Origin of the sequence: Butyrivibrio sp. LB2008 (assembly GCF_000621565.1) — a bacterium.
Lineage (GTDB): Bacteria > Bacillota > Clostridia > Lachnospirales > Lachnospiraceae > Butyrivibrio.
On record NZ_KK211305.1, the window covers coordinates 117,577 to 133,841 of the forward strand.

The 16,265-nt window shown below is 41.6% G+C and carries 14 protein-coding genes; 12 read left to right on the forward strand and 2 right to left on the reverse strand.

The window, feature by feature from the left end:
• Positions 1-251: 251 nt before the first annotated feature.
• Together T356_RS0110515 and gmd are read right to left on the reverse strand one after the other, a co-directional pair.
• Positions 252-1,193, reverse strand: a complete 942-nt coding sequence (locus T356_RS0110515) for a GDP-L-fucose synthase family protein (RefSeq protein ID WP_334291245.1) — start codon at positions 1,191-1,193, stop codon at positions 252-254.
• 24 nt (positions 1,194-1,217) lie between these two features.
• On the reverse strand, positions 1,218-2,309 hold the full coding sequence (gmd, locus tag T356_RS19145) for a GDP-mannose 4,6-dehydratase (RefSeq protein WP_051563370.1): 1,092 nt from the start codon (positions 2,307-2,309) through the stop codon (positions 1,218-1,220).
• 185 nt (positions 2,310-2,494) lie between these two features.
• On the opposite strand from gmd, the gene T356_RS0110525 reads away from it, so the two are divergent.
• Genes T356_RS0110525 through T356_RS0110580 form a run of 12 tightly spaced genes read left to right on the forward strand, consistent with a single transcriptional unit; the run spans position 2,495 to position 16,015 of the window.
• Positions 2,495-3,433, forward strand: a complete 939-nt coding sequence (locus T356_RS0110525; protein ID WP_035780967.1) for a glycosyltransferase family 2 protein — start codon at positions 2,495-2,497, stop codon at positions 3,431-3,433.
• Positions 3,433-4,179, forward strand: a complete 747-nt coding sequence (locus tag T356_RS0110530) for a glycosyltransferase family 2 protein (RefSeq protein ID WP_026514448.1) — start codon at positions 3,433-3,435, stop codon at positions 4,177-4,179. Before T356_RS0110525 ends, T356_RS0110530 begins: the two co-directional genes overlap by 1 nt.
• 15 nt (positions 4,180-4,194) lie before the next feature.
• Complete coding sequence (locus T356_RS0110535; protein WP_026514449.1) at positions 4,195-5,598, forward strand: sugar transferase; 1,404 nt, start codon at positions 4,195-4,197, stop codon at positions 5,596-5,598.
• Between the two features lie 11 nt (positions 5,599-5,609).
• On the forward strand, positions 5,610-6,791 hold the full coding sequence (locus tag T356_RS0110540; RefSeq protein WP_155839021.1) for a hypothetical protein: 1,182 nt from the start codon (positions 5,610-5,612) through the stop codon (positions 6,789-6,791).
• 23 nt (positions 6,792-6,814) lie between these two features.
• On the forward strand, positions 6,815-7,624 hold the full coding sequence (locus T356_RS0110545) for a glycosyltransferase family A protein (protein WP_035780969.1): 810 nt from the start codon (positions 6,815-6,817) through the stop codon (positions 7,622-7,624).
• On the forward strand, positions 7,625-8,803 hold the full coding sequence (locus tag T356_RS0110550) for an EpsG family protein (protein WP_026514452.1): 1,179 nt from the start codon (positions 7,625-7,627) through the stop codon (positions 8,801-8,803).
• A gap of 2 nt (positions 8,804-8,805) precedes the next feature.
• The gene (locus T356_RS0110555; protein WP_026514453.1) at positions 8,806-9,726 is read left to right on the forward strand and encodes a glycosyltransferase; all 921 of its coding nucleotides are present in this window, start codon (positions 8,806-8,808) and stop codon (positions 9,724-9,726) included.
• Position 9,727: 1 nt separating this feature from the next.
• The gene (locus T356_RS0110560) at positions 9,728-11,017 is read left to right on the forward strand and encodes a glycosyltransferase family 4 protein (protein WP_026514454.1); all 1,290 of its coding nucleotides are present in this window, start codon (positions 9,728-9,730) and stop codon (positions 11,015-11,017) included.
• An 11-nt stretch (positions 11,018-11,028) separates the two neighbouring features.
• Positions 11,029-12,219, forward strand: a complete 1,191-nt coding sequence (locus T356_RS19150) for a glycosyltransferase family 4 protein (RefSeq protein ID WP_051563372.1) — start codon at positions 11,029-11,031, stop codon at positions 12,217-12,219.
• A gap of 7 nt (positions 12,220-12,226) precedes the next feature.
• Positions 12,227-13,450 carry a hypothetical protein gene (locus T356_RS0110570; protein WP_026514455.1) on the forward strand — a complete coding sequence of 408 codons (1,224 nt, stop codon included), beginning with the start codon at positions 12,227-12,229 and terminating at the stop codon, positions 13,448-13,450.
• Positions 13,443-14,450, forward strand: a complete 1,008-nt coding sequence (locus tag T356_RS0110575; protein WP_026514456.1) for a glycosyltransferase family 2 protein — start codon at positions 13,443-13,445, stop codon at positions 14,448-14,450. Before T356_RS0110570 ends, T356_RS0110575 begins: the two co-directional genes overlap by 8 nt.
• Positions 14,451-14,455: 5 nt before the next feature.
• Entirely contained in the window at positions 14,456-16,015 is a 1,560-nt protein-coding gene (locus T356_RS0110580; RefSeq protein ID WP_026514457.1) for a hypothetical protein, read from the forward strand.
• Positions 16,016-16,265: the final 250 nt, after the last annotated feature.

Genomic DNA, 16,265 nt, shown 5'->3' on the forward strand with positions numbered 1-16,265 from the left:
AGTATGGTTTACTAAAAGATACTATGCAAGGATTTGTTGCATCATTTTGAAGAAATATAGGTACATTTATCCGAAAATTGGAGTATTCGGACGAGCAAGATGTTTTTCGAATTAAAAAAGACCGGAAATGCTGACTGTTCTGAGCAACGTCGAAAGGAAGCATTTCCGGTCTTTTTTAATTCTGAAAAACACTGCGCAGCCGTACACTCCAATTTTCGGATAAATGTACCTGTGGCTTAGCAATACATATATCAGCGCTCTGCACGCATAGGATTTTCAAGGAAATCTTTATATGCAAGCTTGATGCCTTCATCAAGCTCTGTCTTATATGTCCAGCCAAGTGACTTAGCCTTTGATACATCAAGAAGCTTTCTGGGTGTTCCGTTGGGCTTTGTGGGATCCCATCTGATCTCGCCTGTGTAGCCGATGATGGCTGCAACTTTCTCTGTGAGCTCTTTGATCGTGAGCTCTTTTCCTGTACCTGCATTGACCGTCTCGTCGCCGCTGTAGTTGTTCATAAGGAAAACACAGAGGTTTGCAAGATCATCTACATATAAGAACTCTCTCAAAGGACTTCCGTCACCCCAGCAAGTTACGTATGGGAGATTCTGCTCCTTTGCCTCATGGAATCTTCTGATAAGTGCGGGAAGAACATGAGAGTGAGTGGGATGATAGTTGTCATTTGGTCCGTAAAGATTTGTGGGCATTACGGAAATATAATCTGTTCCATACTGCTTGTTAAGATACTCGCAGTACTTAAGACCTGATATCTTGGCGAGGGCATAAGCCTCGTTTGTTTTCTCGAGAGCAGAAGTGAGAAGACAATCTTCTTTCATGGGCTGAGGAGCCATTCTCGGGTAGATACATGATGATCCGAGGAACTCGAGCTTTTTACAGCCGTTCTTCCAGGCAGCGTGAATAACGTTCATCTCAAGAATCATGTTCTCATACATGAAATCTGCAAGTGCCTCGGAATTTCCCATGATACCGCCGACCTTTGCAGCTGCAAGGAAAACATAATCGGGCTGTTCTTCCGCAAAGAACTTTTCAACCTCGTCCTGTCTTGTAAGATCAAGCTCTTTGTGGGTTCTTGTTATGATATTGAAGTAACCCTGGTTCTTGAGCTCTCTAACGATTGCGGATCCGACCATTCCTCTGTGGCCCGCAACATATATTTTGTCATTTTTCTCCATCATAATATGCGCCTCTTTTTATTATTATTTATCGATTCCTTTTTCAAGGAACTCTGCAAGATTAAATTCAACGCGTTCGTTAGCTCTTTCTGTTGCAACTTTCTTCATGTCATGCTCAACCATGATCTTAACGAGCTCTTCGAAAGAAGTGGTCTGAGGATTCCAATGAAGCTGCTCTTTAGCCTTTGTGGGATCGCCCCAAAGGTTAACAACGTCTGTAGGTCTGTAGAAATCAGGTGATACTTCAACAAGAACCTTACCTGTTGCCTTATCATAACCCTTTTCGTCTTCGCCTTCACCCCTGAATTCAAGCTCGATTCCGGCATAGTGGAAGGCAAGCTGAGCGAATTCTCTTACTGAGTGCTGTACACCTGTTGCGATAACGAAATCTTCAGGCTTATCATTCTGAAGAATGAGCCACATACACTCAACATAATCCTTGGCATAACCCCAGTCACGAAGACTTGAGAGATTACCGAGGTAAAGTTTATCCTGTTTGCCCTGAGCGATTCTTGAAGCTGCGAGAGTGATCTTACGTGTAACGAATGTCTCTCCGCGGCGCTCTGACTCGTGGTTGAAAAGAATACCTGAGCAGCAGAACATGTTGTAAGCTTCTCTGTACTCTTTGACGATCCAGTATCCGTAGAGCTTTGCAACAGCGTAAGGGCTGTAGGGATGGAAAGGAGTTTTCTCATTCTGGGGAACTTCCTCAACTTTTCCGTAAAGCTCAGATGTGGATGCTTGATAAATACGGCATGTATCTGTAAGACCGCACTGACGAACGGCTTCCAATATTCTTGTAACACCGACAGCGTCAACATCGGCGGTAAATTCAGGAGAATCGAAAGAAACCTGAACATGCGACTGAGCCGCAAGGTTATAGATCTCTGTAGGACGAACCTTGGAGATTACACCTATGATACTCATTGAATCACCGAGGTCTCCGTAATGAAGATGGAAATGAGGTTTGCCCTCAAGATGGGCGATACGCTCACGATAATCAACAGATGATCTTCTGATTATACCGTGTACATCATATCCTTTCTCCAAAAGAAATTCTGCGAGATAGGAACCGTCCTGTCCCGTTATTCCAGTAATAAGTGCAATTTTATCCATTTAGTACTCCCTATATTTTGTAATTAATCTATCCATCAAGAGTTTCATTCTATCATAGTTTACCACTTTTTAACATGGCACTACAAATTTTTGTTCGTTGAAAGACAGGCGCTTTAAGTGTAAAATATTGATTAGGACTGCGCATTTATACAGTTTATACACGACGGAACAATTGGAGAAAAATTATGAAGCTATTGAGCGTTATAGTTCCTTGTTATAACGAGCAGGAAAATATATGGGATTTTTACTTCGAACTTATGAAGACCGAACCCTTTTTCAAGGAGCAGGATGTGGATTTTGAGATTATCTACATAAATGACGGATCGGTTGATAAGACAGCAGGTGTCGTAAAAGATCTCAGAACTGAAGATGAACGCGTTAAGCTGGTGAGTTTTTCCAGGAATTTTGGAAAAGAAGCAGCGATGTATGCAGGGCTTGAAAAAGCTGCGGGAGATTATGTAGCCGTGATGGACTGCGATCTTCAGGATCCGCCGAAGCTTTTGCCTGAAATGTATAAGGCAGTTACGGAAGAGGGATATGACAGCGTAGCTACAAGGCGGGTTGACAGAAAAGGTGAGCCTCCGATCAGATCTTTTTTCGCAAGGATGTTTTACAAGCTGATTAACAAGATGTCCAAGACAGAGATCGTTGACGGTGCGAGAGACTATAGATTGATGACAAGGCAGTTTGTGGATGCAGTACTGTCTGTAAAGGAGTATAACCGCTTTTCAAAGGGAATATTCGGCTGGGTCGGCTTTAAGAATAAGTGGATCGAGTTTGAAAATGTAGAGAGAAGAAAGGGCGAGACCAAGTGGTCTTTTTGGAAGCTCTTTGCATATGCGCTTGACGGAATAGTGGCGTTCTCTACAGTTCCGCTTGCAGTTGCTTCGTTTATGGGCATGTTGCTTTGTTTTGTGGCAGTGTTTTTCATAGTTTTTATCGTTGTGAGAAAATTTGCTGTCGGAGATCCTAACAAACTTGTAGGATGGTCGTCTACAGCTTGTATTATTTTATTTGCCAGCGGAGTACAGCTTTTGTGCGTTGGAATATTGGGACAATATCTTTCAAAGACATATCTTGAAGTTAAGAAGCGCCCTTTATATATAATTAAAGAGGAAATTTAATGGTTAGCATAGTAGTACCCGTTTACAATGCGGCGAGATATATCAGAAAAACTATCGACATGGTCTGCGAGCAGACTTATAAAGACTGGGAGCTCATACTTGTCGATGACGCATCGCATGACAACAGCGCAGAGATCATATCCGAGATTATAGAATCAAGCGGAAAGAGAATAAGGCTTATTAGAAAAGAAATAAATGCAGGAGCCGCAGAAGCCCGCAACACGGGAATTGATGCATCCGCAGGAAGATACATCGCATTTTTGGATGCGGACGATGTGTGGATGCCTGATAAGCTTGAGAAGCAGATAGCTTTTATGGAGAAAACAGGAGCATCATTTGCTTTTCATTCATACGAGTTTGGCGACGGACTTGCAAGACCTACCGGAAAGATCGTTCATGTTCCGGAGACAATGAAGTTCAGGCAGGCTCTTTCAAGAACTGTTATATTTACAAGTACGGTAATGTTTGACACCGAGAAGATTGACATGGAGATCATACACATGCCGGATGTTCCGAGTGAGGACACCGCTACATGGTGGAGAATACTTAAGAGTGGAATAATCGGATACGGTCTGGATGAGAATCTCACAATATACAGAAGACCGCCGAAGTCACTTTCATCAAATAAGCTTGTTGCAATGGAGAGAATCTGGTTCCTTTACAGGAATATAGCTAATCTGTCGGTTTTGGAGTCATTATTTTATTTTGGAGGATGGGCGCTGCGAGCAACGCTGAGAAGGCTTTAAGTGTCTGTGGATTATATGAAACACATTGAATCTGTAAAAAGAATTATGGTTTTACTGTTGGGGGGTATAGGACTTGCCATGCAGACTGCTGTGTATGCGTGGTTTTGGTACACAACGTATTACCCAATCTTAAATGAAGTAAGATTTGGACCTGAGGGCCAGAACATGGGTAGAGGTCTCTCATTTGCATTTTGGGGCCATATATTCATTTTGGCATTGTATTTTATATTACTTTTGTCTTTTTCTATTGCATATGGTGGTCTTAAGATAGGTTATCTTAAGCCTATGGATGTATTTTTATCTCAGATTTTCACGTTATTTATCGTTAATTTCATTACATATTGTCAGTATCTGATAATCAAGATAGGTTTTGTTGCTGTGATTCCCATGATTGGGATATTGGTTATACAGTTATTCCTGGCTTTTGTCTGGGCACATATAACAAACTATATCTACATGTCGATATTCCCGCCGAGAAAGCTTCTTCTCATAAACGGAGAATATGCGGCTGATGACATTATTGCCAAATTCAACACAAGAAAAGACAAATATCGTATCGTCAAGAAGATGAACATTTCTGAGGGCTTGGAAAAGATACATAAAGAGTGTCTTGGAGATTACGACGGAATAATCATTTGGGACGTGCCAAATCAGTACAGAAACGGACTGGTTAAATTCTGCTACGGAAACGGAAAGAGAATTTATGTCATGCCAAAGATAACGGACGTTCTGCTTAAAGGCTCAACACAGCTTCATCTCTTTGATTCTCCGGTTTTCCTTTTGCGAGATTATTCGATTAAGATTGAACAGAGATTTATAAAGAGAATTTTGGATATAGTACTTGCTCTTGTTCTCATTGTTTTATCTTCACCTTTTATGCTTATCACAGCAATTGCCGTAAAAATGTATGACGGAGGCCCTGTTCTCTATAAGCAGGTAAGATGCACGATCAACAGACGTGAATTTCAGATAATGAAATTCAGGAGTATGAGAGTTGACGCTGAGAAAGACGGCGTAGCAAGACTTGCATCCAAGAACGATTCAAGAATAACACCTGTAGGAAATTTTATCAGAAAATGCAGACTGGACGAACTTCCGCAGTTATTTAATATCTTAAAAGGCGATATGTCATTTATCGGTCCCAGACCTGAGAGACCTGAGATCATTAAGCAGTATCTCGAGGATATGCCTGAGTTTGCGTTTAGAACAAGAGTAAAAGCGGGACTTGCGGGATATGCCCAGATTTATGGCAAATACAATACTACGCCTTATGACAAGCTTAAGCTTGATCTTACTTATATAGAAAATTATTCTATCTGGCTTGATATTAAACTGCTGCTTCTTACGGCAAAGATCATGTTTACACCCGACAGTACAGAGGGCGTGGAAGAGAATCAGGTTACGGCAAAGAAAGACTGATGGAGACAGCAATGGATAAAACTTTGAGTAAATATACCGATGAAAGCTTGAATCTTAGGAGTTTTTACCTAAGGTTCCTAAAAAAAATATGGATTCTTCCGGTTGCGGCGCTGATAGGTGCTGTTATTGCCGGAGGAATCTATTATCTTGCGACGGATGTTTTCGGACCTGCGAGGAAATATGAAGCACAGGCAAAGTTTCATCTTACTTACTCTGACGATGCTTATATCTGCAACGAAGACGGCAACAGAGTTCTGGACTGGTATAACGGATATACATGGACTAATTTCATTTTCGATGATAACGATCTCGTTATTGAAATAGCAAAGGCTTTGAAAGAAGAAGGCGTTGATACTGCCGACAAGCATCTTAATCTTTCGGATGTGGAAGCAATAGATATAACTCCCGAGCGACTTGAGGATCTGCAGGCGGCGGGAATCGATATAACCGGAGATGAAGAGCTGGTTTCCCTTAAGGGTGAGATTCCTTCAAATGCGCGTTTTCTTTTGGTGACGATAAGAGATACCGATAAAGAATTTGTGGAAAAGATAACGGATGCTTTTGTTGCAAGCTTGGAAAAATACCCGTCTTTTAATAAGATGCAGGCATTTGATCGCATAGTATGTCTTTCAAAGGGCGATGTTTATCTTGAGAAAGCCGATAACAAAATGGGAGTCGCAATGACAGTCGGAGCCATAGTGGCAGCTGTTTTGGCTTTCTTTGCAATTCTTTTATATGATGCTGTCGATGAAGCCGTATATGTTCCCGAAGACCTTGAGAGAAGATACGGACTTCCGGTGCTCGGAACGGTTTTTTGCGGCGAAGATATCGATGAACTTTTTAAAGGCGAACTTGCTGCTTTATACAATAAGTATGTTTCAGATAAGGATAATATTGTCTTTGTTTCATCAGATTCGGTAAAAGATGCTTCTTTTTCTGGAAAAGATCTTGAGGCACTTAAGCATACACTTGGAAGCGAGTATGAGAGCAGTCTTTCTAAGATCAAGGCTGTATCTGTTTCGGATATAGTTGCTTCGGGCGGAGCTGTTCTTGCGGTCCCTTACGGAACAAGAAACGCTGCGATGACAGAGCACGTGATCTCGTTGCTTAAAAAGCATGAGTGTCCTGTTCTCGGTGTCATTTTTACTCGCGCGGATCTTAAATTTATCAAGAGATATTACGGCGTAAAATAAGCGCCGGATAAGCGGAAGAGATTATGTCAGGAAGATTACAGATATTGGTGTCATCTGTTAATAAGGATGTGCACGAACTCCCGGATAAAATGAATATTGAGACGGATGCCGTTATAGTCAATCAGCTTGTCGGAACAGGCGGAGAGTCTAAGGACGAGGTCTTTGAGACGAAAGCAGGTACGATCTGCGCATATACCAGATGCGAAAAGGGTGTTGGACTTTCGAGAAATACCGCATTGTCAAAGTCTGACAGCGAGATTATTCAGTTTGGCGACGATGATATAATTTATGACAGCGGATATTCGGAGAAGATCATAAAAGAGTTTGACGATCATCCGGAAGCGGATATCATTCTTTTTAATGTTAAAGCGCAGGCGGGTAGAGAGACCTATTGGAATACCGATTTTGCTCAGGTTTCGTGGAAAAATTACGGCAGATATCCCGCATATGCGATTGCCGCAAGAAGGGAAAAGCTTGTTTCAAGCGACGTTAAGTATTCTCTTTTGTTCGGAGGCGGAGCGCCTTACATGAACGGAGAGGACAGCTTGTTTTTGAATGACTGTCTGAAGGCGGGGCTTAAGATATTCAGAACACCTGTGGTACTCGGGCATGAAGAAGCCGGCGAGTCTACATGGTTTACGGGATATACGGACAAGTTCTTTTATGACAGAGGTGTCTTGTATGCGTTTTTATACGGAGCGTTGGCCGATATTCTCGGTTTTAGATTCCTGTTCAAGTACAGAAAAGAGATGTGCGCCGAAAAGGGATTGTTTAAATGCTTCAAACTTCTTTCCGACGGGATCGGAAAAGGAAGGGAATTAAAGAAGGGATAAATGATAGTATATTTTACATTGACGGCAGCAGTGCTTGCGCTGCTCCTCTTGGTAAAAAAGAATACTTCTGCCGGAGATATAGATGGCAGACATTTGGCTATATACAGAGGGATGACAAGGCAGGATGCGATCAATGTCTTTGCGCTTACAGCCATTTTCCTCGGGCTCTTTGCCGTATCGGCTTTAAGGCTTAATGTAGGAAATGATTACGGACCTTATGTTGAGAGAATGCATCTTGTAAATTCCAGAACAGCGGAATGGACTCCGAAAGTTACGACAGAAGCAGGATTTAATGCGCTTGCGATTGTTATTTATAGCCTTTGCGGATTCGAAAATTACGTTCTGGTATTTGCTGTATTTGCTTTCTTCACGGTCCTTTTTTTTATGAAAGGAATATGGAGACAGAGTAAGTGGTTTGGCATGAGCTTTGCAATGTTCATGCTTCTTGGCTTTTACTTCCAGTCATTAAGTACCGTTCGTTATTATTTGGCGCTTGGAATTGCCTTCTGTTCCATAGAATATTTGCTGAAAAAAGACTTTCCGAGATTTGTTCTTTGTATCGCGTTTGGCAGTCTTTTTCACTGGTCACTTCTTATTGTTTTACTGCTGTATCCGATCGCAATGATATCGTGGAAAAAGTGGATGTATGTCGCAGGTGCGGCTCTTGGTATATCATGTTTGTTTTTGAGACAGGTTTATGCCAATATCGCTGTAACTATATATTCTCCGTACCAAAATACATCTACATACAAGAATATGCTTGAGGGCAATATTCGTTACAGTTACATCGGAATTGCAAGATGCGCTCTTGTTTTGGCAGTGTCGCTCTACATGTACAGGGATGTGATAAAAGATAACAAAGAGAATATTTTCTTTTTTAATTGCAATATAATGTCGCTCGCGCTCTATGTGTTCGGAGCTTTTTTGACGGATGAGATTATCTCGAGAATAACTTATTATCTTATGGTGACACATATCTTATTCGTTCCTGTACTTCTTCTGGGAGTAAAGGATGCGAAGAAAAGAAAGACTTATACAGCAGTTGTGTTACTGGGATGTTTATTGTACTTTATTTATTTTATGATAAAGAAGGCGCCCGCTGACGGCACGAGGATTTTGCCTTATACGACGTTCATGTTTGATGAAATGCCGCCGATTCTTTCAGAGACAGGATATTAAAGATGATGAATGAATTGAAAAAAACTTTTTTTAATATAATCGTAGTTTCATATAATGCAGGAGACAAGCTTATCGATACGATAGAGAGTATCAGAAAGCAGAGCTATACAGGGTATCGCATTCTTGTTAAAGACGGAATGTCCACAGACGGATCTATCGAGAAATTAAAGTCGAAATATGATGTGGGCAAAGATATTATCCTTGTGGAGAGCTGTGACAGCGGGATTTATCATGCGATGAATATTGCGGCTTCTTATCTAGAGGAAAAGATAATCAATCAGAGAGCCATCGATGAAGATGCGGATGATACGACCAAAGTTAAGCTGCTTAGAGCAGGCGAAGCGCCGGCATATGTTTTCTTTTTGAACTGCGGTGATACGTTTAGAGATGAGAATGTCCTAAGGGACGTCCATGATGCCATTGTGGACAGGAATTCCAAAGAGGGTACGACGGTTCCCGCTATCTACTACGGAGATATATTTGATTGTTCGGCGGGAAGCAGGATTCATTCCAATCCCAAGATTGACGATTACGCCTGCTACAGGAATCTTCCTTCACATCAGGCATGTTTCTATGATGAGAGGCTTGTTTACAAGAATCCTTTTGAACTCAGATACAAAGTCAGAGCGGATTATGAGCAGTTTCTCAGGTGTTTTTACAGAGAGAAGGCAAGTACGTTCTATATTCCGCGCATAGTTGCCGACTACGAGGGCGGTGGTTTTTCGGATCAGAACAAAAAGCTTTCAGAGCAGGAGAGACGGGAAATAATAAAACTCTATCTTACAGGTGCCCAGATCAGAAAATATGATATGCTCAGAGTCCTTACTCTCACTAAGCTAAGGACTGCAATTGCGGAGAATAAAGTAACAGCCGGTATGTACAACAAGATTAAGAGTGCAGTTTACAGGCTTAAGGAGAAATAAATTGAAAATACTGTGGGTGTGTAATATTATGCTCCCTGCGTATGCCAAGGCGCATGGAATTGAATACTCGGTCAGGGAAGGATGGCTTACAGGCTGTCTTAACAGGTTGCTTAAAGAGAAAAAGCCGGACGCTGCAGGAAAAATAACTCTTGGTATCGCATTTCCTATGGAGGAAACTGCATCGGGATCCAAAGAAGTTATAGATAAAGTGACTTATTATGGATTTAATGAAGATTTAAGTCACCCGGAAAATTACGATGAAAGTCTGGAACCTAGATTTAAAGAGATAATAAATGATTTTGAGCCCGATATGATCCACGTCTTCGGAACCGAATTCCCACATGCGCTTGCGGCGCTTAAAGCTTTCGGAAGGCCGGAGAGAAGCCTTGTAGGAATGCAGGGCGTTTGCACGGAGATCGCCAAAGCTTATATGGCAGGAATCCCGCAGAAAGTGCAGGAGTCTACGACTTTCAGAGACAGACTGAAAGAGGATTCGCTCATTCAGCAGCAGGAGAAATTCAGATTAAGAGCTGAGAATGAGAAAAAAATTCTTTTGCTCACAGGAAATGTCACGGGAAGAACGACGTTCGACAAAGAGGCGTCTTACAGCATCAATCCGGATGCCGAGTATTTCTTTATGAACGAGACGATGAGACCTTGTTTTTACTCGGGAAAATGGGAAGAGAAGAAAGCGATTCCTCACAGTATTTTTCTTTCACAGGGTGATTATCCTCTGAAGGGATTTCATTTCATGCTTGAGGCGATGCCTTTGATATTAAAGAAATATCCCGATGCGCATGTATATGTTGCCGGAAATAACATAATAGGCAGAGGCAAGAGCAAGTACCCGTATTTTATGCGTGCTAGCGCTTACGGAAAATATCTTAAGAAGTTGATATCGTCGAACAAGCTCAGGAAGAAAGTAACTATGGTCGGAACTTTATCAGGCGAAGAGATGAAGAGCAGGTTTTTAAAGAGCAGCATCTTTGTATGTCCCTCCGTTGTTGAGAATTCGCCTAATTCTCTTGGGGAAGCGATGCTCCTTGGAGTGCCTGTTGTTGCGGCAAATGCCGGGGGAATACCGGATATGATCGTTGACGGAAGAGACGGAATCATTTTTGACAATATGGATTACAGGAAGCTTGCGGATGCGATCCTGCAGATGTGGGATGAGCCTGTAATTGCGGCAGTTTACGGTGACAATGCGAGCAAACATGCTGCAGAAACACATAACGCGGATGCAAATTACAAGAGACTTCTTGAAATATACGGTGAAATATACCGGAAATAAGGGAGATAACTGTGGTAATAACATTTGTCTCAAATTACATAAATCATCATCAGATTCCTTTTTGTGATGCGATGAGTAGTCTTTTTGAGGATGTGGAATTTCACTTTATCCAGGCAATGCCGATGGAAGAAAAGAGGATCAAGATGGGCTGGGCGGTCAATCCAAAGGATTATCGCTATGTATCTCTTTTCTACGAGGATGAGAAGTATTGCGAGAACCTCATACTGAATAGTGATGTGGTAATCTTTGGATGGACTGAAGGAATCACTGAAAAGCTTGAGAAAAAGAGACTGTCATCCGATAAGTTGTCTTTTCGCGTGAGTGAGAGGATATACAGAGGGAACAGGATCAAGTGGCTCAGTCCGAGAGGACTTATGAAAAAGTATGACGAACATGTCAGATATCGCAAAAAGCCGGTGTATCTGTTGTGCGCGGGCGCGTATGTTTCGGCAGACTTTAAGCTTATTCATGCTTATCCCGGAAAGATGCTCAAATGGGGATATTTTCCCAATGTCAGGGATAAAAGCTACAGAGTAAGTGAGACCGATAATAAGGTAAGACTTTGCTGGGCGGGAAGATTTATAAAATTAAAGCATCCCGAGTTCGCGGTAGAGATTTCCAAAGAACTTAAAAAGCTTGGATATGAGTTTGAACTCAAGATGATCGGTGACGGTTATATGAGAGAAGACCTTGAAAAATCGGTTTCCGATGCGGGACTTTCCGACAGAGTGACATTTTACGGGAATTTAAAGCCTGAAGAAGTTACAGGGCATATGAAAGATTCCGATATTTTTCTTTTTACAAGTAATTACCTTGAAGGCTGGGGAGCCGTTGTAAACGAAGCCATGCAGTGCGGCTGTGCCGTGGTTGCATCAGGTGAAGCCGGGGCTGTGCCTTTTTTGATAAAAGACGGAGAGAACGGACTTTGGTATAAGAACGGCGATTATTCGGACTTCAAAGAAAAGGTCTTGTCTTTATTCAGAGAAAAGTATAAAATTTTGCAGTTCGCAAAAAACGGATATGATACTATAAATAAAACCTGGAATGCCAAAAAAGCTTCCATGGAATTTGTGAGATTTTGCAGAGAGTATATTGACGGAGTCGGCCCGTTCCCTGCAGATGACGGCCCGATGAGTAAAGCGGAGATAATAAAACCCGAGAGTTTCCTTCGTGCAATGGCGGAAGGAAACAATCTGGAATGAGGAGACTATGAGATTTATTGATGATTTTTTTACAACGGAAATAAAGATTTATAAGTATAAGATACCTATCTTTGACATGCTGTTTTTTACCATAATCACATGTCTTGGATTCTATTTCAGGGTGTCACTTTTTAATATCAAGTCAGGTGATTACGTTAAGGCATTCGCGGACTGGATGAGAGAGTGTCATCAGGCAGGCGGATTTGCATATCTGGGAATAAAGCCCGGAGAGTCTCCTGCGAGTACATTTGATTACAACTGTCTGTTTCAGTATGTAATTGTGCTTCTTCACTATATAGGCGGAAGCATTCCTGACATATACCTTGTTAAGAGTGTTCCTGTGCTGTGTGATTTTATCTGTGCCGTTACCATCTTCAGAATCGTATATCATATTACGGACGGTAATCTCACAAAGTCGATGCTGGGATACGCTGTTATGATGTTCCTTCCTACAGTTGTACTTAACAGTGCGGCTTGGGCACAGAATGATTCGATTTATACAGCGTTTGTGCTTCTTTCATTTCTTCATGTTTTGAAAAGAAACGACAACAGAGCGTTCGTATATCTTGCATTTGCCTACAGTTTTAAACAGCAGGCGATATTCTTTGTGCCTTTCATTGTGCTTATGTGGCTGAAAAACAAGATCAAGATCAGATACGTATTCTGGATTCCAGTTGTACATGTACTTGCTATGGTACCTGCCGCAATTGCCGGAAGAAGCTGGGGAGATCTCCTCGGAACTTACGGAAGACAGGTTCAGATGTTCTCAAGACTTACAATGAACTATCCCAGTATCTATACGATAGTGTCCGGAGATCTTAATGGTGCGGTGAGAAAAGTGCTCATTTCCGCAGGAACTATGGCGACAGTCATAATCATGGGAATACTTGCTTATTATATTTATAAAAAGAATTTTGATGTGACGGGAAGATATATGGTAACTCTCGTTGTATTTACAGCGGAAATCTGTTGCTTCTGCCTTCCTGCAATGCATGAGAGATACGGTTATATTCCCGAAGTAATGGCGGTAGTATACGGAATCGTAAATGTAAAGAGAATTCCGGTATGCGTGGCATTACAGGTGATAACAATGATAACTTATACAAGATATCTTTTTGGTTCGACAGTTCTTACACTTTGGCCGCTTTCGATCGCAATGCTTGTGGTCATTATAATTGTCGGATACGATCTCTATCTTCAGATGAGAGAGCCGGAGGTTACAAGTGCCTGAATCTACGCCTAAGATAACGGTTGTTATACCTGCATATAATATAGAGACACTGCTTGAGAAGTGTGTCGGCTCCGTTGCGAAGCAGGATTATCCCAAGGATAAACTTGAGATAATAGTTGTGGACGACGGTTCAACGGATTCCACTGGTGCGCTTTGTGATGAACTTGCTTCAAAATATGAGAACGTGACTGCTCTTCACAAGGAAAACGGCGGATCAAGCAGCGCAAGAAATCTGGGACTTAAGCATGCGAGCGGAGACTATATCGGTTTTGTCGACAGTGATGATTATGTCGATCCCTGCATGTACAGAGAACTTGCAGAGGCTGCAGTAAAATATGATGCAGATATGGTGCAGATTTCAAGAGATGAGATTTCAGAGGACGGCAAAAGACTTCCGGATGTAGTTATTCCTCCTTCGGATATCACGGAGCTTTCTTCCGAAGAACAGCTCAAAAAGCTGCTTCTTCACACCGGAGATGCCTCTTTTTGTACCAAGATAACAAGGAAAAGTATTTTTGACGGAGGCCTGAAATTCCCTGAAGGAGAGCTAAACGAGGATTTCAGACTCATGCTGGATGTTCTTCCTAAGGTAAATAAGCTTATTGTTCTTCCGAATCAGTACTATCATGTATTCTACAGACTTGGAAGCAATTCGAGAAAAAAGGCGGAGGATAAAGATTATTTTCCTTCCGTATTTACTGATATAGTGCGAAATGCAGACGTTGCACTTGATATTGTAAAAGAGAAATACAAAAGTCTTGTCCCGATAGCAGAAAGGTTCGGTTATTATCAGAGACTTGATTATCTTTTACATATTCCGATCAGCAAGATGACAAAAGACAATAGCTTTTATGTTGATGTTGTGAGGAATATCAGAAAGAATTTACCGGGGATTATCACAAACAAGTATTTATCGGGGAAAAACAAGGCATATCTGTGTATCCTTGCGCCTGCGCCGCGTTTGGTGCGAAAACTCCATGCATTTGTTAGAGGACTTTGAGGCATATGAAAAAAGGCATAATAGTATATTTAATATTGGTCGTATCTGTTTTAGTCAGCATTTTCTATGGATTTCAGAAGGAAGGATTCCATGAAGATGAGTATTATACTTACTTCTCGTCGAACAGAAGCCTTGGACTCTATCAGCCTGACAGAGAGTGGCAGGACAGACAGACCGTTTTGGATGAATTTTGCGTAAAGCCCGGAGAGGGATTTAATTATGGACTTGTAAACCTGGTCCAGTCATGGGATGTTCATCCGCCGATATACTATTTTATTTTTCATACCATGTGCTCTTTTGTTCCGTCGGTCTTTACTAAGTGGCCCGGACTTATCACTAATTTAATTGCGTTTGTTATTGCATATTTAGCGCTGTTTGCGCTTATGAAGAGGCTTAACATACCATATCATGTGATGCTTCCCGTGCTTGCGTTCTGGGGAATCAATCCTCAGACAGTCTCATGCAACATGCTTATAAGGATGTATGCGTGGCTCACGGCAGCAGTATTTATCTGTGCTTATCTGCACGTCAGATTCATTCAGGAATATGAAGCAAATAAAGATAATCTCAAAAACTATTGCATCAGGCTTGTGCTTCCAATTGCAGTGGTTTCATATATAGGAGTTCTGATCCAGTATTTCTATATATTCTTTTTTGGTTGCATCGGATTTGCGCTTTCATGTTGGCTGTTTTTCAAGAAAAAAGATATAAAAAACACTGTTGTCTATATCGCAGGATGTGGCCTTAGCATGGTATGTGCGGTTCTTTCTTATCCCGCGATGCTTCATCATCTCTTCGGAGGCTACAGAGGAACAGGTGCAACAGGAAGTATGTTTGACCTCGCAAACACATTTATGAGATTATCCTTCTTTTCAGGGCTCTTAAATGACTTCGTATTCGCCGGAGCTTTGTGGATCGTACTTCTTGTACTTGTGGCAGGAATAATATATATAGTCGCAAAGAAGAAAGAAAAAATAACCGTAAATGCTGAGACAACTGTTCTTATAGCAGCAACTCTGGGAGATTTCTTCCTTACAACAAAAGCGGCACTTTTAGTCGGAAGCGCTTCAAACAGATATGAGATGCCTGTCTACGGACTTATGATACTTATCGTATTCTGGGCTTTGTACGTAGTTAATGCAAAGATCGGTTTCAGAGTTTATCTGCCTTTGGTACTTGCTCTGTTTGTTTCAATCATAGTAAACGGCCATGTTAATGGAAAGTCAGTCCTCTTTTTGTACAAAGAAGACGTGGCCAAAATAAGCTACGCCAGTGAGAACAAAGACGAAGTAGCAGTTGTAATGTTCAATCCCGCCACCCCTCACAACGTATGGCGCCTTACAGACGAACTCCTTCAATATGACAGAGTCTTCTACATGAACGAAGAAAATGTCGAAAAACTCACAGAACCGGATGTCATAAACGCAGACAAGATCATCCTGTACGTTGCCGACAGTGACCTCAAAGAAGCCGCCATCAACAACCTAACCGACAGCTGCACAAAGGTCCAAAACCTCACTCAGATCGACTCCGAAGACATGTGGACCACCTGCGAGATAAACTAAGTGATTCCGGATTATATTTGATATTATTTGTGCTGGTAGAAAAGGAACAGTTTTTAACTGTTCTTTTTTTCGTTGCTTGATAAAAGGGAAAATAGATGGTAGACTTGTTAACGTTATGTTAAGTTTTGCTTAAACGCATGGAACACAAAGGAGAAAAATGGCAGAAAGAGATATTTTCATGGACACAAACGTGTTCACGGGAATCGTTGGGGATATTCAAAGCGCGGCAGAAAATTTAGTGCTTTCAGAT